The organism is Paracoccus xiamenensis (genome assembly GCF_011308835.1).
Taxonomy (GTDB): domain Bacteria; phylum Pseudomonadota; class Alphaproteobacteria; order Rhodobacterales; family Rhodobacteraceae; genus Paracoccus; species Paracoccus xiamenensis.
This window is the reverse complement of sequence record NZ_JAAOHY010000002.1, coordinates 77,939-100,928: the sequence shown is the minus strand read 5'-3', so window position 1 is coordinate 100,928 and position 22,990 is coordinate 77,939. Positions and strand designations below refer to the sequence as shown.

Sequence of the window (22,990 nt, the reverse complement as noted above, 5' to 3'; positions counted from 1 at the left end):
GGATATCCTTTCCTGGTTCGGCGCCCCATTACAGGCCAGCAAAGGACGGACGCAAGCCCGCATGACCACGCGACACCTGCTTGATGAACTCAACGACCGCTCGCGCGAGGTGTTTCGCCGCGTGGTCGAAACCTATTTGCAAACCGGAGAGCCGGTGGGCTCGCGCACGCTGACCCGCGACATGTCCGAACGCGTCAGCGCCGCCACGATCCGCAATGTGATGCAGGATCTGGAACTGCTCGGCCTGCTGGACGCGCCCCATGTTTCGGCCGGTCGCCGCCCCACGCAGTCGGGCCTGCGGATCTTTGTGGATGGCCTGATGGAGGTCGACCCGGTCGCCCCCACCGACCGCGAACGGATCGAACAGACGCTGGGCAGCGGGTCGCCGGATATCGGCGCGCTGTTGGACCGGGTGGGCGGCGCGCTGTCATCCATGACCCACGGCGCCAGTTTGGTGCTGACGCCCAAGCATGAGGCGCCAATCCGGCACATCGAATTCGTCAGCCTCGGCCCCGAACGGGCGCTGGTGGTGCTGGTCTTTTCCGACGGGCAGGTCGAAAATCGGTTGTTCACCCCGCCGGCCGGCCAAACGCCGTCCTCCATGCGCGAGGCCGGGAATTTCCTGAATGCACTCGCCGAGGGCCGCACGCTCAGCGAGCTGCGCAGTCAGGTCGCCCGCGACATCGCCAGCCGCAGGCAGGAACTGGACAGTCTGGCAGCCGATCTGATCGAGCAGGGCTTTGCCAGCTGGGAAAGCGGGGCCACCGATGCCCGCCTGATCGTGCGCGGTCGCGCCAACCTGATCGAGACCGAAGCCGCCGATCTGGACCGCATCCGGGTGCTGTTTGACGACCTGGAACGCAAGCGCGACATCGCCCAGTTTCTGGATCTGACCGAAGGCGGCGACGGGGTGCGCATTTTCATCGGTTCCGAGAACAAGCTTTTTTCACTTTCGGGTTCCTCTCTGGTGGTTTCTCCCTATATGAACTCCGACCGGAAGATCATTGGTGCGGTGGGTGTGATCGGTCCGACGCGGCTTAATTACGGGCGCATCGTGCCGATTGTCGATTACACCGCGCAGCTGGTCGGGCGCGCGCTGTCCGGCTTGAAAGGATGAAGACGATGAGCGATCAGAACACTGGCGGACTGCCACCCGAAGACCTCCCCCTCGACGAAGATTTCATGGACCCGCTGGCCGATCCCGGCGACGAGGTTCAACGCCTGACCGCCGAGCGTGACGAGATGCGCGACCGTTTCATGCGCGCGTTGGCCGATGCCGAAAACGCCCGCAAGCGCGCCGATAAGGAACGCCGCGACGCCGAACAATATGGCGGCTCGCGTTTGGCCCGCGATCTGCTGCCGGTCTATGACTATCTGCACCGCGCCATCGACGCCGTGCCCGAAGATCAGCGCGGCGCCAATGCCGCCCTGCTGGAAGGCGTGGAGCTGACCCTGCGCGAGCTTGGCAATGTCTTCGGCAAGCACGGCATTACCGTCCTGCGCCCAGAGGTCGGCACCCGCTTTGACCCGCAATTGCATGAGGCCATGTTCGAGGCACCCTTGCCCAACACCGCCGCAGGCGACATCATCCAGCTGATGGAGCCGGGCTTCATGATCCATGACCGCCTGCTGCGCCCTGCCAAGGTCGGCGTCAGCTCCAACCGGGTCAACTGATCCGGGTTCGATTTTCCAAGGAAGAGGATATCATGCCGAAATTCGTTCTGGATGACGAAGACGACGACGAGCGGGAAGAAGAAGGTCAGCAAGAACAAGGCCTTGGCCTGCCCGACACGGCCAATATCGGCAAGCTGTATTTCAAGTCGCGCAATGTCATCGTCGCGGGCGAGATCAATGACAAGCTGGCGCAGCGCACTGTCGCCCATCTTCTGGCCCTGGCCGAGGAAAGCGACGCGCCGATCAACATGATGATCTCATCGCCCGGCGGTCATGTCGAATCCGGCGACATGATCCACGACATGATCAAGTTCATCCGCCCCACCGTGCGCTGCATCGGTTCGGGCTGGGTGGCCTCGGCCGGGGCGCTGATCTTTGTCGGTGCGGCGAAGGAAAACCGCTATTGCCTGCCCAATACGCGGTTCCTGCTGCACCAGCCCTCGGGCGGGATTCGCGGCACCTCGTCCGACATGATGATCCAGGCCGAGCAGGTCCGTATCATGCGCGAACGTCTGAACCAGATCTTTGCCGATGCTACGGGCCAGAGCGTCGAGAAGATCGAAGAGGACACCCAGCGCGATTTCTGGCTGACCACGCAAGAGGCGCTGGATTACGGTCTGTTGGGCAAGGTCATCACCTCGGTCAACGAGCTGAAATAAGCCCGTTTCGAGATTTAGAAAGGGGCGGTCCCGCGGGGCCGCCCCTTTTCATTTCCGCCACTTGTACCCGAGGCATCGCCGGATGGATATTTAGGCCAGAGTGAAGGGCCCGCCGCGGAAAGTGGCGGGCCTATGCCTCAGACGGCGGCCTTCAGTGTTTCGGCGCGCGAGGTGTCTTCCCAGGTAAAGCCGCGATGGGCTTTGCCAGCATAGGTGATGTCGGCAGGATCCTTGCCGAAGTGGCCATAGCTGGCCGTGGCCCGATAGATCGGGTGCAACAGGTCCAGCTCGCGGATGATCGCGTAGGGGCGCAGGTCGAAGACCTCGCGCACGGCGGCGATGATCTTTTCCACCGGGACGGTTTCAGTGCCGAAGGTGTTCAGGCTGATCGAGGTGGGCTCCGCCACGCCGATGGCGTAGCTGACCTGGATCTCGCAGCGTTTCGCAAGGCCAGCGGCGACGATGTTCTTGGCCACCCAGCGGCCCGCATAGGCGGCAGAGCGGTCCACCTTGGACGGGTCCTTGCCCGAAAATGCGCCGCCGCCGTGGCGTGCCATGCCGCCATAGCTGTCGACGATGATCTTGCGCCCGGTCAGCCCGCAATCGCCGACGGGACCGCCGATGACGAATTTGCCGGTCGGGTTGATGAAGAATTTCGTCTTGTCGGACAGCCATTCGGCGGGCAGCACCGGCTTGATGATTTCTTCGGTGACGGCTTCGCGCAGCTCATTCAGGCCGATCTCGGGGCTGTGCTGGGTCGACAGCACGACCGCGTCGACCCCGATCGGGTGACCGTTATCGTCATAGCGGAAGGTCACCTGCGATTTCGCATCGGGGCGCAGCCAAGGCAGCATGCCGTTTCGGCGAACCAGCGACTGCCGTTCGACAAGTCGGTGGGCATAGGTGATCGGTGCCGGCATCAGCACGTCGGTTTCATCCGAGGCATAACCGAACATCAAGCCCTGATCGCCCGCGCCCTGTTCTTCCAGGCTGGCACGGTCGACGCCCTGATTGATCTCTGGCGATTGCTTGCCGATGATGTTGATGACCGAACAGGTCGCCCCGTCGAAGCCCACGTCCGAAGACGTATAGCCGATGTCGTTGATGACCCCGCGCACGATGGATTCCAGATCGACCCAAGCGCTGGTGGTGATCTCGCCCGAGATGATGGCCACGCCGGTTTTCACCATGGTTTCGCAGGCCACGCGGGCGCGCGGGTCTTCTGCGATGATGGCGTCCAGAACCGCGTCCGAAATCTGGTCGGCGATCTTGTCGGGATGACCCTCGGATACGGATTCCGAGGTGAAGATGTTGTATTCGCTCATGTTTTCAGTACCGGTAATGATCGGATTTGAAGGGGCCAGCCTGCGGAACGCCGATATAGTCGGCCTGTTCCTGAGACAGCTTGGTCAGCTTGGCGCCGACCTTGTCGAGGTGCAGCATGGCCACCTTTTCATCCAGATGCTTGGGCAGGATATAGACGCCGGGGGCGTATTTATCGCCCTTGGTGAACAGCTCGATCTGGGCCAGCACCTGATTGGTGAAGCTGGCCGACATCACGAATGACGGATGCCCGGTGGCGTTGCCGAGGTTCAGCAGACGACCCTGCGACAGCAGGATGATGCGATTGCCCGAGGGCATCTCGATCATGTCGACCTGATCCTTGATGTTCGTCCATTTGTGGTTCTTAAGGGCGGCGACCTGAATTTCATTGTCGAAATGGCCGATATTGCCGACGATGGCCATGTCCTTCATCTGGCGCATATGCTCCAGCCGGATCACGTCCTTGTTGCCGGTGGTGGTGACGAAGATGTCGGCGCTGGCGGCGACATCGTCCAGAGTCACAACCTCGAACCCGTCCATGGCGGCCTGAAGCGCGCAGATCGGATCGACCTCTGTCACCTTGACGCGGGCGCCGGCACCCTGCAGCGAGGCCGCCGAGCCCTTGCCAACATCGCCGTAACCGCAGACCACGGCGACCTTGCCGGCCATCATCACATCGGTGGCGCGGCGGATGCCGTCGACCAGCGATTCCTTGCAGCCATACTTGTTGTCGAATTTCGACTTGGTGACCGAATCGTTCACATTGATCGCCGGGAAGGGCAGCAGGCCCTTCTTGTGCAGATCATACAGGCGATGCACACCGGTCGTGGTTTCTTCGCTGACCCCTTGCAGGGCGTCGCGTTGTTGGGTGAACCAGCCGGGCGAAGCGGCCAGACGCTTCTTGATCTGGGCAAACAGGGCCTCTTCTTCCTCGCTGGTCGGGGTGTCGATCAGGGCGGTTTCGCCCGCCTCGACCCGCGCGCCCAGCAGGATGTACAGCGTCGCGTCGCCGCCATCGTCCAGGATCATGTTCGCCGTGCCTTCCGCGAACTGGAAGATCTGATCGGTATAGGCCCAGTATTCCGTCAGCGTTTCGCCCTTGATGGCAAAAACCGGCACGCCCGAGGCCGCGATCGCCGCCGCCGCGTGGTCCTGGGTCGAATAGATGTTGCACGATGCCCAGCGGACATCGGCGCCCAATGCGGTCAGCGTTTCGATCAGCACCGCGGTCTGCACGGTCATGTGCAGGCTGCCGGCGATGCGCGCGCCTTTCAGCGGCTTGGATTCACCATATTCGGCGCGCAGCGCCATCAGGCCCGGCATTTCGGTTTCGGCGATGTCCAGTTCTTTCCGGCCGAAATCGGCCAAAGAAATGTCCTTGATAATGTAATCGGTCATGGAGGGGCCCTTCAGGTGATATCGCGGCCATAACACCGAGACCAATAATATTCAATGAATCGGCACGGCTTGCACGGCGTTCCGGGCTGACGTATCGCAAGGTGAAGCAGGGAGGGGAACGCGATGGCGATGCTTTTGGCCGATGTCGGTGGTACCAATGCGAGGCTGGCACTGGCGCGGAACGGGGTGATCGAGGAAAGCACCATCACCCGCTATCGCGGCGACGATTACGACAGCTTTGACAAGGTCGTGCAGACCTATCTGACGGAACAGGACAACCCTCGCCTCAGCGCCGTCTGCGTGGCGGTGGCCGGGCCGGTTTCCGGCGGCAAGGCAGAGCTGACAAATCGCGACTGGGATTTCGCCGAGGATCGGCTGGCGCGCCTGACCGATGCCGACCATGTCCGGCTTATCAATGACCTGACTGCTCTTGGCTATGCGACCGACCGGATCTCGCCCGAGGGGCTGTCGCAGCTGCGTGCCGCGCCGGTGCATCGGGCGCTGAACGGGCAATCGCTGGTCGTGGGCGCCGGCACCGGCTTCAATGTCTGCCCGGTGCATCAAATGCCGCAGGGCGGGGTTCTGTGCCGCGAGGCCGAGGAAGGACATACCAGCCTGCCTGCCAATATCGCCTTGCGTCTGGCTGATCGCGTGGGCGCAGGGCAAATGGCGGCCTTCTTCTCGACCGAGGAAACCTTTGCCGGGCGCGGGCTGGCGCAGATGCACCGCGCCATGCACGGGGTCGAGGTCGACCGGGCCGAGACGATTTCCACTGCCGCCATGCAGGGCGATCCGCAGGCCGAGGAAACCTATCGCCTGTTCACCGAGCTGTTCGGCCTGCTGCTGCGCGAATTGGCGCTGCGATTCATGCCGCTGAACGGGATGTATCTGGCGGGCTCGGTCGCGCGCAGTTTCGCGCATCGGACCGAACAGCTGGAGGCCGCTTTTCTGGCCGAACCCTATATGCGGCATATCCCCGAAAACACTCCACTGTTGCTGATCCGCGACGATATGGCCGCCCTTCAGGGCTGTCTGGCCGCAATTACCTGATTTTTGCTGATCGGCACGGGTCCCGCTGGATTTTCCGACCCGATGCTGCAAAACTCGCCTCACAGGGGCAAGAGGGGCAGGGATGAAGCAAGCCGCAAAGGTTGCCATCATCGCCATGGGGCTGGCGACCGCGGTGGTCGTGCAGGCGGCGGCACAATCGGCGTCATCGTCCAACCCGTTTGCGGGGTTGAAGCGGCTTTTCGACCGCAGCGAGAAGCCGGTCACCACCGAAGACGGAGAGGTTCTTGGCCCGCCGGTCGAGTTGGATTTCGTCGTCGTAAACGGCCCCGAGGAACTGTCGGATCTGTTGCGCAATGCCTCGCTGGTGGCGGCTGCCCTGGCCGAGGATCGCGCCACCGGTCAGGACGTTCTGGCCGCCGCGCGCGGGGATTACGCCCGTGTGTTGGGTGTGATGTATGACGAGGGGTATTTCTCGACCATCATCAACATCACGCTGGACGGCGTCGAAGCGGCTGAAATCGCACCGCTGGACGCGCCGCGCTATGTCGGCCGTGTCGTTGTCTCGGTCGATCCGGGGCCGCAATTCCGCTATGCCCGCGCCGATATCGGCCAGCTCGCCCCCGGCACCCGCCCGATCGAGCCTTACGGCGTCGGCCAGATCGCCGGCACCGGGGTCATCAAGCGCGCCGCTTCGACCGCGATCAGCGACTGGCGCGATGACAGCCATGCCAAGGCCAAAGTCGCCGCGCAGGAAATCATTGCAGACCACAATGTCTCGATGCTGGAATCGAATATCGTGCTGAATCCGGGGCCGCCGGTGACCTTCGGCAAGATGCAAACGACCGGGAACCAGCGCCTGTCGACCCGGCGGCTGCTGAAGATCGCGGGCTTTCCTGAAGGAGAAAGCTTCGACCCGGAAAAGCTGGAACAGGTGCGCAAGCGCCTGCGTCGTACAGGGATTTTCTCGGCCATCACACTGGTCGAGGCAGAGACGCTGAATCCCGACAATTCGATGGATGTGGGTCTGACCGTGGTGGAACAGAAGCCGCGCCGGATCGGGGCGGCGTTTGAATTCTCGACCACGGATGGCGGCATGGTCTCGGCCTATTGGTTGCATCGCAACCTGCTGGGCGGGGGCGAACGCTTCCGCGTCGATGCCGAGGTCAGCGATATCAAGGCCGATTCCGATGTGCGTGACTATTCGTTCGGGATGCGGCTGGATCGGCCGGCGACGTTGCACCCTGATGTCACCGGCTATCTCGATCTCGATCTGGAGGAGGAGAACGAGCCGGAATACTATGAAAAAAGCGCCGCCTTTGCCCTCGGCTTCAATTATTATCGCAGTGAAAGACTGACTGCCGATATCGCCCTGAGGTTTGAGCGTTCGCGGGTGAATTACGGCAACGGCTATATCGACTTCAGTACCATCTCTTTGCCGTCTTCGGTCACCTGGGACCGTCGCGACGACAGCTATAATGCCAAAAGGGGATACTGGCTGTCGGGCGGGTTCACCCCTTTTCTCGGGTTGGATGATACCGGCTCTGGCGCGCAGATTCTGGGCGAGGGGCGCATCTATCGCAGCATGTTGCAGGACGACAAGCTGACCTTCGCCGCCCGTGGGCGTGCAGGCACCGTGATCGGGCCTGACATCCTTGATATACAGCGCGATTACCTGTTCCTCGAAGGCGGCGGCGGCAGCGTGCGCGGCCATTCCTATGAATCGCTGGGCTTCGATATCCCACTGGAGGGAACTGACGAGGAGGCCTATGTCGGCGGCCAAAGCGTGGTGAATGTCAGCCTTGAGGGCCGCTATCAGGTCCGGCCGAAGATCGGGGCGGTGGTCTTTGTCGATGCGGCGAAGATCTGGGACGACGCAGCCTGGCAAGGTAATTCCCTGTGGCAGGCCGGTGCAGGCGTGGGCGTGCGCTATGACACGCCGATCGGGCCGATCCGGCTGGACGTTGCCACCCCCATCAACCCGAGCGACGACGATTCCAGCCGGGTTCAACTGTATCTTGGTCTGGGGCAGGCGTTCTGATGTTGCGGCGTATCCTTCTTCTTCTGTCGCTGGCCATCATGCTGCCGCTTGCCGGTCCCGCCCCCGCGCAGGAGGAGACCGAGGACGACGCCTCGATTGCGCAAATGGCGCTGGAGGCCGAGGACGACAAGGGTTTCCTGACCCGCTTCCTGCAAAGCCGGCTGTCGGGTGCCGGTCGCGATGTGCAAATCGACGGTTTCGAAGGCGCGCTGTCTTCGCGCGCGACGTTCCAACGCATCACCATTTCCGATGAGGAAGGCGCATGGCTGGTCCTGCATGACGGCGCGATCCAGTGGACGCGCTCGGCCCTGTTGCGTGGACGCGTTCAGGTCGGCGAACTCAGCGCCGCGCTGATCGAGATCCCGCGACTGCCCCAATCCGAGGAAGAAGAGCCTGAGGCCGCCAGCGCCGAGGCCCGCAGCTTCAACCTGCCCGAGCTTCCGGTGGGGATTAATATCGAACAGATCTCTGCCCCGCGCGTCGTGCTGGGCAGTCCGGTGATCGGCGAGGATGCCGAAATTTCCGTCACCGGGGCGATGTCGCTGGAAGGCGGCGAAGGCACGGCGGATGTCGTCATTGCCCGCACCGACGGCAAGAAGGGCGATTTCATCTTCAAGGGCGGCTTCGACAATGACAGCCGGGTGCTGAATATCGATCTGACCCTGGACGAGGATCCGAACGGCATTTTCAGCCGCATCGCCCGGATCGAGGGCCGCCCGGCGGTGGCGGCGACCATCAAGGGCTCTGGTCCGCTGGATGAATTTTCGGGCGAGATCCAGCTGGCCACCGATGGCGTCGACCGGGTGACCGGCAGTCTGGTGCTGAATGGTGCGCAGGGTGCTGACGGAACCGACGGCAACAGCTTTGATCTGCAGATCGGTGGCGACCTGTCGACGCTGCTGCCGCCGCAGAACCGCGAATTCTTCGGCACCAGCACCCAGATCCTCGCCAAGGGCTGGCGCGGTGACAGCGGGCGGCTGGATATTGAATCGCTCAGCCTCGACACCGATGCGCTGAAGATCGACGGCCGGCTGGTGGTGAACGCACAAAATGCGCCCGAACTGGTGGATCTGAATGTCGACTTCGGACAGCAGGCCGGGGCTGAAACCCTGCCGGTGAAGATCCCCTTTGTCGATCCGCCGGTCACCGTGCTGTCGGGCAATCTGGCGGTCGGTCTGGACACCGCACAGGGGCCGGACTGGACCCTGAAGGGCTGGCTGGCCGAGATCGACCGCGAAGGCACCCGCGTCGACCGGCTGGATCTGGACGGCCAGGGCCGGATCGCCCGAACCGAGGGCGGCGCGCTGGCACAGGATACCGGCACCTTCAGCTTTGATGCCAGCGGCATCCAGCTTGTCAGCGAACGGCTGCAGAAGGTGATTGGGGATAGTATCTCCGGGTCGACCTCGTTCGAATTCACGCCGGGGCAGGTGCTGGCGCTGACCGGAATGCAGATTTCGGGCAAGGATTACGGGCTTGAAGGCGAACTGACGGCAGACGGGCTCAGTTCGGGGATCGTGCTGTCGACGGCGCAGCTGATTGCGCGGCATGACGATCTGTCGAACCTGTCGGAACTTGCCGGACGGCAGCTTTCCGGGCGCGCGCAGGCTGATCTGGCGGGTTATTTTCAGGTGCTGACCGGTGCCTTCGATGTCGAGGGCAGGGTGACCGGCACCGACCTGACAGTGGACGACCCGCGGATGGACCGGCTGCTGGCCGGGCAATCGACCATCGACATCTCGGCCGGGCGGACCGAGGACGGAACCGAACTGCGCGAACTGGCGGTCAATGCGCAGCGCATCAGTTTGACAGCGAACGGCAACCTGACCGACGACAATGTCGATCTGACCGCCAATTTCAACATGCCGACGCTGGCCGATATCGACCCCGCATTCGAAGGCGCACTGACCGCGCAGGCGCGTCTGACCGGCACGCCCGGCGGGCGGCAGGTGGCGCTGAACGGTCAGGCGACGGGGCTGAAGACGGGTATTGCGGCGCTGGATGGTGCCTTTGCAGGCCAGTCCGACCTGACGGCCACCGTGCAGGAACAGGCCGATGGCAGCTTCAACCTGACCGCGCTGGAACTGAAGAACCCGCAGCTTGTGCTGGACGGCGCCGGCAGCATCGCCGGCAGTGACGTCGATGCGCGGTTTGACCTGAACTTCAGCGATCTGGCCGCCTTGGGCGAGAATTTCGGCGGCTTGCTGAATGCCACCGCCCAGATCCAGACCGACGCCGATACCCGTAATATTACCGTAACCGGCACCGGCACCGATCTGTCGGTCGGGCAGGCGCAGGCCGACAATGCCCTGCGCGGAGAGACGCGGCTGACCGTGAACGCCCAGCAAAAGGGCGATCTGCTGAACATCACCGAGGCGCGGGCCGAGAACGGTCAGATCGTGGCGACGGCAAGCGGCGCGATGTCGAGCTCTGGGACCAACCTCAACGCCCATGCAGAGATTGGCACACTGGGCGCGCTGGCGGCGAACTGGCAGGGCGCGCTTAGCACCGATGCGATCCTGACCGAGGGGCCGGGCGGCACCCGCAACCTGCGCGTCGACGCGGTCGGCCAGAATATCGCGCTGGGTCAGGTCAATGCCGATGGCGCGCTGTCGGGTCAGACCGATATCACGCTGCTTGCCGAACAGGCCCCCGATGGCACGATCGAGGTGAAATCCGTCGATATCCGCAACCCGCAGATGACGGCGAACGCCTCGGCCCGGATCAAGGGCACGGCGATTGACGGGCAGGCGGCAGCCCAGCTTCAGGATCTGTCGTTGTTGGGGCGCGGCTGGCAGGGCACGTTGGATGCGACGGCGACCGTCAGCACGGATGACGCCGGCACCCGCCGTGTCGAGATCGCCGGCACCGGCCAGAATATCCGGCTGGGACAGGCGCAGGCCGATGCCGCACTGACCGGCACGACCACGCTGGATATCGTGGCCGAACAGGCCAGCACCGGCGCCATTCATGTTGAGCGGGCGAATGTCGTCAATGACCAGCTGAACATCGCGGCCGAGGGCGATATCGGTGACGATCGCACCGATGCGACGGCCGATATCGTGGTCCGTGACCTGGCCTCGCTGGGGCTGGGCTTGCAGGGCGCGCTGGATGTGGATGCCCGCTTTGCCGATACTGGCGATGGTTCGCGCCGCCTGACCGTGACCGGCGAAGGTGACAACCTTGCGCTGGGGCAGGTCGGGCTTCAGGGCGAGAATGGTCGCAGCCAGATCGACATCTCGGCGGTGGAACGCGACGGTACCTATACGATTGAAAAGGCAGATCTTCTGTCCGAGCAGAACCAGATCCGCGCCTCTGGCGTGATCGCGCCCACCGGGACAGATGCGCGGGCCGAATTGCGGCTGGGCGATCTGGCCGATTTCGGGCTGGGTGCCTCTGGCGCGATGAATGCCGATGCCACGCTGACCGATGACGGGCAGGGCGGGCGCAATTTCACCCTGACCGGCACCGCGACCGATCTGGCCCTGAATCAGGCCGGCGCAGACCGCGCCTTGCAGGGTGAGGCACGGATTCAGGCGCGGGGCAGCCAGAAGGGCGAGCTGATCACCATCGAGCAGGCGCAGATCGACCATCCGCAACTGGCGGCGAATGCCTCTGGCGTATTGGGGACCGGGCAGACCGATCTGGAAGCGACCCTGCGCGCGGGCGATCTGGGCTTTCTGGGGCGCGGCTTTGGCGGGGCGCTGGATGCGCAGGTCAATATCGCCGATGGGGCCGAGGGCCGCAGCTTTGATGTAACCGGCACCGCGCAAGGGCTTCAGGTCGGCAATGCGCAGGCCGACGCGGCGCTGGCGGGCGAAACCCGGCTGGCGGTGCAGGCGGTACAGGATGGCGGCCGCTTCACCATTACCCGGATGCAGGCCGAAAACCCGCAGGTGCAGGTTGACGGTCAGGGTGTCATCGGCGGCGGGCAGACGAATTTCGACGCGCAGGCGATCAGTCGCGACCTTGCTTTCCTTGGCGAAGGCTATGGCGGCGCGGTTCAGGCCGCGGTCAAGCTGCGCGATCAGGGCGGGTTGACGCATTTCGACGTGACCGGCACCGGCACGAATATCTCGGCTGGCTCGGCGCAGCTGAACAGTGCGCTGCGCGGCGACACGACTTTCGTTGCCCGTGGCACCCGTGCCGGCGCGCTGATCCGGCTGGAGGAAGCGCGCGCCGAGAACGGGCAGATCACGGCCACCGCCTCGGGCACTTACGGCGCCGGGCAGACCGATCTGCGCGCCGAGCTGGAGGCGGCCAGTCTCGGCTTTGTCACCGACAACCTGCAAGGCAGCCTGAACGGCGCGGCGCAGGTGGTCGACCTGCCCGACGGACAGCGCCGCATCACCGCCGAAGGCAGCGCCAACGGGCTTGGTATTGGCAATCCCCGCGTTGACGGGTTGCTGGGCGGGCAGACCCGTTTCCAGCTTGCCGCCGTGCAGGGCCCGCAGGGTATCGTGCTGGAACGGCTGGACGCTCGTAACCCGCAGGTGCAGGTTCTGGCCGACGGCAACCCTGCCGAGGCGCTGAACATCGACGCCCGGCTGGCGGATCTGGGGGTGCTGGTGCCGGGCCTTGACGGTCCCGCCCAGGCAACCGGCACCTTGCGGCAGGCTGAGGGCCGCAACGATCTGGACATTGCCATCACCGCGCCCGGCGGCACCCGCGCGCAGGTGTCGGGTACGCTGGCGGGCGAGGCGACCGATCTGCGCCTGTCAGGCGTCAGCGATGCCGCCGTGGCCAATCCGCTGCTGCGCACCCGCAGCATCGAGGGGCCGGTGGATTTCGACCTGCGCATGCAAGGCACGCCGGGGCTGGAGGCGATCAGCGGCACGTTGAACGTTCGCGATGCCCGTCTGGCAGAGCCACGGCTGGGCCTGACGGTCGAGGATCTGAACCTTGCCGCGCAGCTTGACCGTGGCGCAATCGGGGTGGATATCGACGGCAATGTCGGCAGCGGCGGCTCTGTTGCGGTGGATGGCAGCATCGACCTGCGCAGCGGCAGTCCGGTTCTGGACCTGACGGCGCGGCTGAATCGCGCCGTGCTGCGCGACCCGTCCCTGTATGAACTGACCGCCGACGGCACCGTCTCGATCAGCGGGCGGGCTGCGGACGGGCCGCTGGTCAGCGGCACCATCAACATCATCGAGGCCGAATTCCGCATCCCCTCGACCGGGCTGGGCGGGGCGAAGGCGATCCCCGACATCATCCATGTCGGCGATGACTGGCGCGCCGCCGCCACCCGCGCGCGCGCTGGGTTGGAGCCTTATGGCAGCGCCGCCGCACAGGCCGCCGGGCTGGCCGGACCTGCGGCCACACCTCCCGCCAATCCGGCACGCTTTGATCTGACGATCAACGCCCCGAACCAGATCTTCGTGCGCGGCCGTGGTGTCGATGCCGAACTGGGCGGCGACATGCGCCTGACCGGCAACGCGCGCGCGCCCATCCCGATCGGGCACCTCTCGCTGATCCGTGGCCGGGTCGACCTGCTGGGCAAGCGTTTCGACCTGTTCGAGGGCCTGATCGAGTTGCAGGGCAGTCTGGTGCCGGTGCTGCGACTGGTCGCCATCCATACCGAAGACGACATCACCATCCGCATCATCATCGACGGCGACCTGCGCGAACCGGACATCACGTTCGAATCCGACCCCGAACTGCCCGAGGAAGAGGTGCTGTCCTATCTGCTGTTCGGGCGCGGGTTGGACCAGATCAGCCCGCTTCAGGCAGCCCAGCTTGCCAATGCGCTTGCGGTGCTTGCCGGGCGGGGCGGTATCGGCGTGATCGGCAATATCCGCGAGGCGACCGGCCTTGACGATCTGGACATGACCATTGACGACGACGGCAGTGTTGCCGTGCGCGCCGGAAAATACCTGACGCGCAACGTCTATACCGATGTCGAGCTGGACGACGAAGGCCAGACCCAGATCAACCTCAATCTCGACGTGACGAAGGCGATGACGGCGCGCGGTTCTGTCGCGAGCGACGGCGAGACCAGCTTTGGCGTGGTGTTCGAAAAGGACTATTGAGCCGGCTGTGACGATCGCAGAACTTTACGGATGGATTCCACGCCTCTAGGCTGCGGGGGCGATTGACGAAGATCAGTCGCGGAACCGCAGGGAGACGATGAATGAGCAAGCGTGACGATCTGATCGCGAAATACGCCGCCGACATGAAGGACAAGCTGGGTGTCGCCGCCGACATGGATCTGCTGACCAAGGTGGTGATCGGCTGCGGCCCGTCGATCTATAATGCCGATAGCGAAACCGTCGCAGGCAGCGATGCGGCTGAACTGGACCGGGTCAAGAACAACTTCCTGATGAAGAAGTTGGGCCTGCCGGATGGGCCGGCCCTGCACGAGGCGATTGGCAAGGTCATGGCCGATTATGGCAGCGCCAATCGCAACAAATACCGGGCGGTCGTCTATTACATGCTGACCAAGCATTTCGGCAAGGAAGCCGTCTACGCCTGACGGTTGATGTTTTGCCGCATAAAAACCCGCCGCATCCCAGCGGCGGGTTTTTTCGTGTTTGCAGCAATCCGTTGGCGCGCGCAAAAAAGGCGCCTGATCAGGCCCTTGCGGCCGATCACGTAAAACTTCCCGGCCGTGAGTGTAAACCCTCATTACATTTCTGGACGAAGTTTCGGCACCGCATTACGATCTCGCGCGTTAGCGATCAGGCCCTCACGTTCTGATACCGTGCACAAGGTGATATTTATGAAAAGACTGACCTCCGCCACCGCCATTGGCATGATCCTCGCCGCGACGCCCGCGCTGGCGGAAGTTACGCCGAAATCGGTCTGGGAAAACCTGAACGCCTATTACGACCGCTATGGGCTGACGGTCGAAACCGCCAGCGTCGATGAGGCCGGCGATACACTGACCGTGAACGATCTGGTGCTGCACCAGCAGGCCGAAGGCGCCGAAACCCGTGTCGATATGGGCGATGTCGTCTTTACCGCGACCGGTGACGGCGCTGTGCGCATGGATATGGCGGATGAGCTGACGGTGACGGTGGAATTGCCCGAAACCGACCCGGCCGAAGAAGCCGCCATGGAGGCCCCGGCAGATGCAGCAGACAGCGCCGCCGAAGCCGCCGGGCAGGCGGCCGATGCTGCCGATGCGGCGACCGAAGGTGATGCCGCCGCAGCCGACGAGGCAATGGCCGACGCTGCGGATGCGGCTGCGGATGCTGAGGCCGCCATGGCCGCGCATGATAGCGCCGAGCCGCGCAAGATCACCCTCAACGCCCAGATCGCGGATGAGGACATCACCATCCGCGAGGACGGCGACGCCATGGTCTATGACTATCTGCTGCCGAAGCTGGACGTGACCGTGGCCCAGATCGAACTGGACGACGGCAAGATCATCGAAAACCCGGCAACGATCGCCTTCGCCAACCTGAAGGGCAGCGATCGAATTGAAGGGACCGACGCGCAGAAGATCGTGCAATCGGCCACCACCGACAGCATCACCTTTAACCTCGATATCACCGGCGATGACGGTGAATCCGGCAAGGGCCAGTTTGTGCTGAACGGCGTTGGCATCAACAGCGATACCGGGACGCCGGCCGGTTATTCTGTGGGTTCTGATAACCTGACCGAGATGCTGAAGGCCGGCATGACGGTCAAGGGCGATCTGAAGATCGCAAGCGTGACCGGCAACCTGGACATGGTCACCAAGGACGAAGAGGGCCAGACCCGCCCGGTGACGATGAAATTCGATGGCGCCGAAAGCGCGGTGACCTTTGCCATGGACCAGTCCCGCATCAGCTATGCCGGGACCGGGGGTGCAACCAATGCCGAAATGACCATCCCGGATCTGCCGGTTCCGGTCGGCTATGGTGTCGGCAGTGCCAGCTTCAACGTCGACTTCCCGATTGCCATGGCCGAGCAGGCGCAGGATTTCGCGGTGACCTACAAGCTGGACGATGTGACGCTGACCGACGGCGTGTGGGGGCTGTTCGATCCGCAGGGCGCGCTGCCGCGTGACCCGGCCAGCCTCGACCTGGATCTTGCCGGCTCGGTCAAAGTGCTGCGCGACTTCTTCGACACCGCCTCGCTGGATACGGCCGAGAAGCTGGAAGACCCGAACCTGTCCGAGGAGGAGCGCAACGCCCTCATGGAAGAAATGATGGCGCCGCCAGCTGATTTGCGCGACCTGACCATCAACAAGGTGGCGCTGGATCTTATGGGTGCCAAGGCCGAGGTGACCGGCAAGCTGGCCGCGCCGGAACAGGGCGACATGGAAACACCGGTCGGCACCATCTCGGGCCGGTTCGAGGGCGTCAACGCGCTGCTGGACAAGCTGGGCGCGGCCGGTCTGGTCCCGGCTGAACAGATGATGGGTGTCAAGATGATGCTGCAAATGTTCAGCAAGCCGGACGCGCAGAACCCCGAGGTTCTGACCACCGAACTGGAGTTCAATGAGCAAGGCCAGATCTTTGCCAATGGCCAGCAGGTGAAGTAAAACGATCCTCAGATCGACACGACCGGGCCGCCCGCATCGTCGTGGCGGCCCGTATTCATTCAGGGCCAGCATGCGAAGCGGCCCCTTTTCGCAAGGACCGCCATGCTGAAATCCCTGACCCATGCGATGCTGCAGGCCGCGCGCGATGCCGGCGCTGACGAGGCCGAGGCCCTGGCCCTTCGCGCTTCGGCCACTGGCATAGACGTGCGCGGCGGGCGGCTGGAACATGCCGAACGCGCCGAGGGGATCGAGATCGGGTTGCGGGTGTTGATCGGCGGCCGGCAGGCGAATGTCTCAGGCGCCGACCACAGCCTCGAAACCATTCAGACCATGGCCCGCCGGGCGGTGGCGATGGCGCGCAGCGCGCCGGTCGATGACAGCCTTGGGTTGGCTGATCCTGACCAGCTTGCGCGCGACCGCGACGCGTCCGCGCTGGAACTGTTCGATCCGGGTGCCGAGCCTGACCCCCAGACGCTGGAAGACCGCGCCATGGCGGCCGAGGCGGCGGCGCTGTCGGTTGCCGGCATCAGCACCGTCGAGGGTGCCAGCGCCAGTTATTCCGAGCGCGAAAGCTGGCTGGCGCTGAGCAACGGGTTCGAAGGCGGGCATCGGCGCAGCCAGCACGGGCTTAGCTGCACGGCGATCAGCGGGACCGGGCTGCGGATGGAACGGGACCATGCCGGCGAGGGCCGGATCTGGGCCAGCGACATGCCCACGCCCGAAGAAATCGGCCTGCTGGCCGGCGAACGCGCGGTGGCGCGGGCGGGCGCGGTCAAGCCGCCGACCGGGGCCTTCCCGATCCTTTACGATGAACGCATATCCTCGGGGTTGATCGGGCATCTGCTGGCGGCGGTGAATGGCAGCGCCATCGTCCGCGGCTCCAGCTGGTTGCGCGACGCGATGGATATGCAGGTGCTGCCCGACGGCATCACACTGCACGAAAACCCGCATTTGCCGCGCATGTCGGCCTCTCGTGTGTTCGACGGCGAAGGGCTGGCGACCCAGCCGCGCGATATCGTCGCCGATGGCATCCTGCGCGGCTGGTTTCTGGACCTCGCGACCGCGCGCAAGCTGGGGCTGGACAGCACCGCCAGCGCGGTTCGGGGGCTGGGTTCGTCGCCTTCGCCCGGTGTGTCGAATATCGTGATGACCGAGGGCACCCACAGCCGCGATGACCTGATCGGCCAGATGGGGCGAGGGCTGGTGGTGACCTCGCTTCTGGGGGCGTCGATCAACCCGACCACCGGGGATTATTCGCGCGGCGCCTCGGGTTTCTGGGTCGAGGGCGGCAAGATCAGCCATCCCGTCAACGAATGCACCATCGCCGGCAACCTGCGCGAGATGCTGATGCGCCTGACCCCGGCGAATGACGCGCGCGACTGGCGCAATATCCGCGTGCCCAGCCTGCTGATCGAGGGGATGACCGTTGCCGGGGCCTGATCTGGACCTGCTGATCCGCGCCGCCGAGGACGCCGGGCAGATCGCCCGCCGTTATTGGCGGCAAGAGCCGGAGATCTGGGAAAAGGACCACGGCGCCGGCCCGGTGACCGAGGCCGATCTGGCCGTCAATGACTTCCTGATCCAGCGCTTGCTGGGCGCGCGGCCCGATTACGGCTGGCTGTCCGAGGAAAGTCCCGACAACCCGGCCCGGCTGGACGCCGCGCATTGTTTCATCATCGACCCGATCGACGGCACCCGCGCCTTCATCGACGGGCAGGAGGGGTTTTCCCATTCGCTGGCCGTGGCCGAGGGCGACCGCATCGTTGCCGCCGTCGTCCACCTGCCGGTGATGGGTCTGACCTATGCCGCCACGGCCGACGGCCCGGCGACGCTGAACGGCGAACCCATCCATGTCAGCGGCGCCACCCTGCCCGAGGCGGATGTGCTGACATCCCGGTCTGTATTGGAACCCGGTTATTGGAAGGACGGTCAGCCGCCGCAATTCCGCCGCCATTTCCGGCCTTCGCTGGCCTGGCGGCTATGTCTGGTGGCCGAGGGCCGCTTTGACGCCACCCTGTCCCTGCGCGCCGCATGGGAATGGGACATTGCCGCCGGCAGCCTGATCGCTGAACGCGCGGGCGGTGCCGTCACCGACATGCACGGCGCTGCGATGCGCTTCAACTCGGCGCAGGCGCGGGTCGACGGGCTGGTGATCGCCGGCCCGGCGCTGCACCGCCAATTGGTCGACCGGCTGGCGCGATTGCCCCGGATCTGACGCCTAGAACAGCGGCGGCAGCCCGGCATAGGGATCGTTGCCCGGCCGTGTGGCGACGATGGTGGTGCCCGCGCCACCCAGCGAGGCGATCTGCTGGGCCAGCATCGTGATCGCCTGCGCGGCCGCCTGCGACACTGCGGCCGGGTTTTCGGGGTCGACCGGCACGGCAATATCGAAGCTGCGGGTGTGGTGGTTGCCGGTGCCGCTGCCCTCGGTGGACAGAAAATAACGACCCTTCAGCCGATAATAGCCATCGTTGGACGCCAGCGCCTTTTCCACCCGTACATCCAGCTTGTGCTGCGGCGGCGAGGCCAGCGGCCAGGGCTCGGAAATGACCGATGCGCCCGACATTTCCGAGATTGTCCGCGCCAGCGTTTCCGTGAAGGCGCGTTCGGGCTTGTCGGCCCAGATCACCTTGGTGCTGGCGCGCACGGATCCGTCGGGATCCTGCCACGCGATCGCATCGGCCGCCGCATAATCGGGCAGGGAAACGGTCTTCAGCTCGGTCGCGCCAAGCTGGTCGCCGGTGATCTGCGGCGATGAGGGCGGGTCGATGATGTATCGGGCGGTGCCGGTACCGTTCCCACAGGCGGCAAGAGCCAGTGCGGTTGTCGTCAGGGCAAGGCAGAAGGCGAAACGGTTCATGTCACTATCGTCCCAGAATGAAGGCCCGAGGGTTGCGTTCGATGGTCCGCGCCAGCGACCCGAATGCGGCGGCGGCGCGGCTGAGTTCGTTAATCATCGCCCGCGCCTCGCGGTTGACGGCGCCCGTGTCGCCATAGCTGGCAACGGTGGCCTCGGCCCGCGCGGCCAGACGCTGGAAGCGCGCCGAAAGCTCGGGCAAGGACTGGGCGGCGACTGCCACCTCGTCGGCGGCAATCTTGGCCGAACCCAGGGCGTCGTTCAGGCTGCCCGCAGCATTGCCGTCGCGCAAATCGTTCAGCAGGCCCGAAGCCGCCTCCAGCGTGTCGGACAGGTTGCGCGGCAGCTGTTCGGCGTCCTCGCTGCCCAGCATGGCGCGCAGGTCGGCAAGGATCCCCTCGGCCTCGGCCGAGATCTCGGCAAAGCCTATCTCGCCCACTTTGGCGGCGGTGGCGTCGATTTCCTCGACCATGGCCGGCACGTCGGCTGCGGCCAGCTTGACCGCCTCGGCGGCCGATGCGGCCTCGTCCAGCAGGCGCGACAGGTTGGCGGCGGCATTCGCTTCGCGCAGCTCGGCGGTCATGGCCTTGACGTCGGCGGCGGCGCTGCGGGCTTCGTCCAGCGTTTCGCGCAGTGCCTTGGGCACCGCCTGAGTATCGGGCGACGCGGCGACGTTGGTGATCGCGTCAAGCGCATTGGTTGCCGATTGCAGCAATTCTTCGATGTTCAGGCTACCGATCCGCTGCATCAGCCCCTCTGCCGACCCGCCAAGATCTGAAATATCGGGCGGAATCGAGGGCATGATCGGATAGGGTTGCTGGTTGATGTCCAGCGTGGCCGGCGGCATCAGCGGTTCTTCGACCAGCTGGATCGCCAGCGTGGTGCCCAGAAACCCTGCCGAGGCGACCTGCGCCCGCAGCCCCTTGGCCACGCGGTCCTGCAAGAAGCGAAGCGCGTCGTCATGGCTTGCACCCTGTTGCAGCCCCAGCCGGCCCGGTGCGACGACGAAGGTCACGCGTTGCTGGACCTGTTCATCCTCGGGGCGGTTTTCGTCCACATCGACGCCAAGTTCGGTCACGCGGCCGACGACCAGCCCCTCGAACATCACATCGGCATCGGTGGCCAGCCCGGAAATGTCGTTGTCCACCAACATCGTCAGACGCACGTCCTCGGCGGCCGAACCGAACAGGCTGGTCCGGGCCGTCTCCTCGTCCGGTTGCAGCCGGTAGATGTGCCCGGATTCCACCTTGTCGCCGCCGGTTGTCATGGTGGTGAAAGCCACACCGCCCTGCACCAGTTTTGACAGCGAATCGACATTCAAGCTCAGCCCTTTGGCCCCCAGCGAGACCGAAAAGCCGGACGTGTCCCAGAAGACCGAGGTGGTGGTCAGTCGCTGGTCATGCGGGGCCTCGATGAAGACATCGGCCAGGACAGATTCGTCGGTTTCCGACAGCCGCAGGTTCTGCATCCGGCCGACCTCCAGCCCGCGGAAGGTAATGGGCGCGCCCTCCGCCAGACCCTTTGCGCCCGGAGAGGACAGCGTGACCAGGGTGCCCTCGCCCGCCAGGCGTGTCAGCGTCGGCTTGTCGAGGCCGACGAACTGCGTGGTCCTTGGGCCGCGTTCGGAATCCCAGAAGCCTTCGATGAAGACGCCCGACAGCACCGTATCAAGGCGCGAAATCCCCTGTGCAGAGACTGTCGGCCGGACGATCCAGAACTCGGCGTCGGCGTCGATATAGGGCATCACGTCCTTGTCGACCCGGATCTCGACCAGAACGTTGCGCAGGTCTTCGGTGAAGCGGACGGCTTCGACCTCGCCCACGGTGATCTCTCGGAACTTCAGCGTTGTCTCACCGGGGGTAATGCCGGTTGCGTCCTTGAACTCGACCGAGATCAGCTCTCCGCGAGTTGAATAGGCGTTCCAGGTCAGGCCCAGTGTCACCGCAAGCGCCAGGATCGGCACCAGCCAGATCAGTGAAAATCCTGCTTGAGCGGCGCGCGTGGCAGTACGTCTGGCCGGGCTGGCCGGGCGGAAGCTGTTATTGTCACTCATTAATGGTCTTTCCGGGTATGCAGCGGCAGGCCGCGCCAGATCAGTCGCGGATCGAAGCTTTGCGCTGACAGCATGGTAAATGCAACTGACAGGGCGAATGACGCCGCGGCCGGTCCTGGCTTGATGGCGGCCACGAAGCCCAGCTGCACCAGGGCGGCAAGGATGGCCACCACGAACACGTCGATCATTGACCAGCGGCCAATGAATTCGACCACTTCGTAGATATGCAGTCGGGTGTGGGCATCCTCGACGGTGGCCGGCTTTCCGGCCATGCGCGCCAGCCAGATGATGGCGATGAACTTGCCCACCGGCACCAGTACCGAGGCAGCAAAGACAACGCCGCCGATGAACCAGTCACCGTGATCCAGCAGAACCAGCACGCCGCCGATGATGGTGGAATCGGTGCTGCGGCCCAGCGACTGCGTGGTCATCATCGGCAACAAGTTTGCCGGGATATAGAAGATCATGCCGGTGATCAGCCAGGCCCAGACCGCCGCCAGTCCGCGCCGGTCCGGTGGCACCAGCTTGGCACCGCAGCGCGCGCAGGTGGTGTGATCCTCGGGCCAGACCCGGCCGCAACTGCGGCAACCCAGCAAGCCGGCGCGATGTGCGGTCAGAATTGGCGCGCCTTGGCCGTCCGTGAAGGCTGCGGGGTCGTGGTCTGGCGCGTCGGTGACGGGGCCGTCATTGGTTGCATCGATCATGCTGGCTTGGTTTCCTCGACCTTCTCGCGGCCATCGGTGCTGGCACCGGCATCTTCCAGCGCGTCCCAGATGGTGGTCGAGCACATGAAGCTGCGATTGGCGACGCTGACGAAGATCAGCGCCACGAAGGCCCAGAAGGCCGGGCCAAAGCTGATCGTCGCCAGACCGGCCACCTTTACCATCGCCACGGCAGTGCCGATGATGAAGATCTCGGCCATGGACCAGGGCTTGAGTTGTTCAGACAACCGAAAGGCGCGGACCGCATGGCGATAGGGTGGGCGCTTTCGGGCCAGTGGCCACAGCGTATAGACCAGCAGAAGGGCCCGGACCGCCGGCAGCCCGACGACCAGCCCCAGCAGCGCCACCGCAAGCGGCGCCATTGCCCCATCCGCCAGCGCCATGGCCACGCCGAACAGTGAGGTTCCGTGCCCTAACCCCATGCGCGAGATTTCCAGGAAGGGAAAGAACACCGAGGCGAAAACCAGCACCATGGTCGTGACAGCCAGTGCGATGATCTGAGTGAACGCACCGCTTTGCGGCCGCGCCAGCACGCCCCCGCAGCGCACGCAGCGGGCAGTCTCGCCCACAGAAAGCTCTTCCTCGACATGCAGGGCATCGCAGCGCGGGCAGGCGATCAGCCCGGCGCCGGTGGTCAGATCATATGCATCCTGCCTCAACATGCTGCAAAGATACGTCCGCACGCGGTCGCATCAAGGGCGGATCGTACGCAAGACCAGCATATCACGAAATTTCGTTGCGCGACCAACGGCCCGGAAGACCGCGATTTGTCGCGCCATTTAACG

16 protein-coding genes are annotated in these 22,990 nt (G+C 64.5%); 10 read left to right on the top strand and 6 right to left on the bottom strand.

The genetic code is table 11. The annotated features are described in order from the left end of the window. Nucleotides 1–61: 61 nt before the first annotated feature. From hrcA to G7044_RS07240, 3 genes are all read left to right on the top strand, one after another. A complete protein-coding gene (gene hrcA, locus G7044_RS07250; protein WP_166327618.1) occupies nt 62–1,117 on the top strand; it encodes a heat-inducible transcriptional repressor HrcA in 1,056 nt (351 codons plus the stop codon). A 65-nt stretch (nt 1,118–1,182) separates the two neighbouring features. Continuing rightward, complete coding sequence (locus tag G7044_RS07245) at nt 1,183–1,674, top strand: nucleotide exchange factor GrpE (RefSeq protein WP_235931218.1); 492 nt, start codon at nt 1,183–1,185, stop codon at nt 1,672–1,674. Nucleotides 1,675–1,706: 32 nt separating this feature from the next. Then, entirely contained in the window at nt 1,707–2,333 is a 627-nt protein-coding gene (locus G7044_RS07240; RefSeq protein WP_166327614.1) for an ATP-dependent Clp protease proteolytic subunit, read from the top strand. 137 nt (nt 2,334–2,470) lie between these two features. On the opposite strand, the gene metK is transcribed toward G7044_RS07240, so the two are convergent. Together metK and ahcY are read right to left on the bottom strand one after the other, a co-directional pair. After that, on the bottom strand, nt 2,471–3,658 hold the full coding sequence (gene metK / locus G7044_RS07235) for a methionine adenosyltransferase (RefSeq protein ID WP_166327612.1): 1,188 nt from the start codon (nt 3,656–3,658) through the stop codon (nt 2,471–2,473). A 4-nt stretch (nt 3,659–3,662) separates the two neighbouring features. Next, nucleotides 3,663–5,054 (bottom strand): adenosylhomocysteinase, encoded by a 1,392-nt coding sequence (gene ahcY, locus G7044_RS07230; protein WP_166327610.1) that lies wholly within the window; start codon nt 5,052–5,054, stop codon nt 3,663–3,665. 123 nt (nt 5,055–5,177) lie between these two features. Here ahcY and G7044_RS07225 point away from each other — a divergent pair, with 123 nt between their 5' ends. The 7 genes from G7044_RS07225 to G7044_RS07195 all read left to right on the top strand — a co-directional run bounded on the left by G7044_RS07225 (nt 5,178) and on the right by G7044_RS07195 (nt 18,788). Further along, entirely contained in the window at nt 5,178–6,104 is a 927-nt protein-coding gene (locus tag G7044_RS07225; RefSeq protein ID WP_166327608.1) for a glucokinase, read from the top strand. A gap of 82 nt (nt 6,105–6,186) precedes the next feature. Continuing rightward, nucleotides 6,187–8,103, top strand: coding sequence for an autotransporter assembly complex protein TamA (locus G7044_RS07220; RefSeq protein ID WP_166327606.1), 1,917 nt, complete (start codon nt 6,187–6,189; stop codon nt 8,101–8,103). Further along, entirely contained in the window at nt 8,103–14,132 is a 6,030-nt protein-coding gene (locus tag G7044_RS07215; protein WP_166327604.1) for a translocation/assembly module TamB domain-containing protein, read from the top strand. Before G7044_RS07220 ends, G7044_RS07215 begins: the two co-directional genes overlap by 1 nt. A gap of 101 nt (nt 14,133–14,233) precedes the next feature. Then, a complete protein-coding gene (locus G7044_RS07210; protein WP_166327602.1) occupies nt 14,234–14,575 on the top strand; it encodes a DUF2853 family protein in 342 nt (113 codons plus the stop codon). A 246-nt stretch (nt 14,576–14,821) separates the two neighbouring features. After that, nucleotides 14,822–16,573, top strand: a complete 1,752-nt coding sequence (locus G7044_RS07205) for a DUF2125 domain-containing protein (RefSeq protein ID WP_166327600.1) — start codon at nt 14,822–14,824, stop codon at nt 16,571–16,573. A 102-nt stretch (nt 16,574–16,675) separates the two neighbouring features. Then, nucleotides 16,676–18,013 carry a TldD/PmbA family protein gene (locus G7044_RS07200; RefSeq protein WP_166327598.1) on the top strand — a complete coding sequence of 446 codons (1,338 nt, stop codon included), beginning with the start codon at nt 16,676–16,678 and terminating at the stop codon, nt 18,011–18,013. Next, nucleotides 18,000–18,788, top strand: a complete 789-nt coding sequence (locus G7044_RS07195; protein ID WP_166327596.1) for a 3'(2'),5'-bisphosphate nucleotidase CysQ — start codon at nt 18,000–18,002, stop codon at nt 18,786–18,788. Before G7044_RS07200 ends, G7044_RS07195 begins: the two co-directional genes overlap by 14 nt. A 3-nt stretch (nt 18,789–18,791) precedes the next feature. Here G7044_RS07195 and G7044_RS07190 read toward each other — a convergent pair whose 3' ends face one another. From G7044_RS07190 to G7044_RS07175, 4 genes are read right to left on the bottom strand one after another with little or no spacing between them, the layout of a single operon-like run. Beyond that, on the bottom strand, nt 18,792–19,433 hold the full coding sequence (locus G7044_RS07190; protein ID WP_166327594.1) for a PqiC family protein: 642 nt from the start codon (nt 19,431–19,433) through the stop codon (nt 18,792–18,794). Between the two features lie 4 nt (nt 19,434–19,437). Then, nucleotides 19,438–21,483 (bottom strand): PqiB family protein, encoded by a 2,046-nt coding sequence (locus G7044_RS07185; RefSeq protein ID WP_166327592.1) that lies wholly within the window; start codon nt 21,481–21,483, stop codon nt 19,438–19,440. Continuing rightward, the gene (locus G7044_RS07180; RefSeq protein ID WP_166327590.1) at nt 21,483–22,187 is read right to left on the bottom strand and encodes a paraquat-inducible protein A; all 705 of its coding nucleotides are present in this window, start codon (nt 22,185–22,187) and stop codon (nt 21,483–21,485) included. Before G7044_RS07180 ends, G7044_RS07185 begins: the two co-directional genes overlap by 1 nt. Then, nucleotides 22,184–22,867: a paraquat-inducible protein A gene (locus tag G7044_RS07175; protein ID WP_166327588.1), complete on the bottom strand. Its 684-nt coding sequence runs from the start codon at nt 22,865–22,867 to the stop codon at nt 22,184–22,186. The genes G7044_RS07180 and G7044_RS07175 overlap by 4 nt, the downstream gene beginning before the upstream one ends. Nucleotides 22,868–22,990 lie beyond the last annotated feature (123 nt).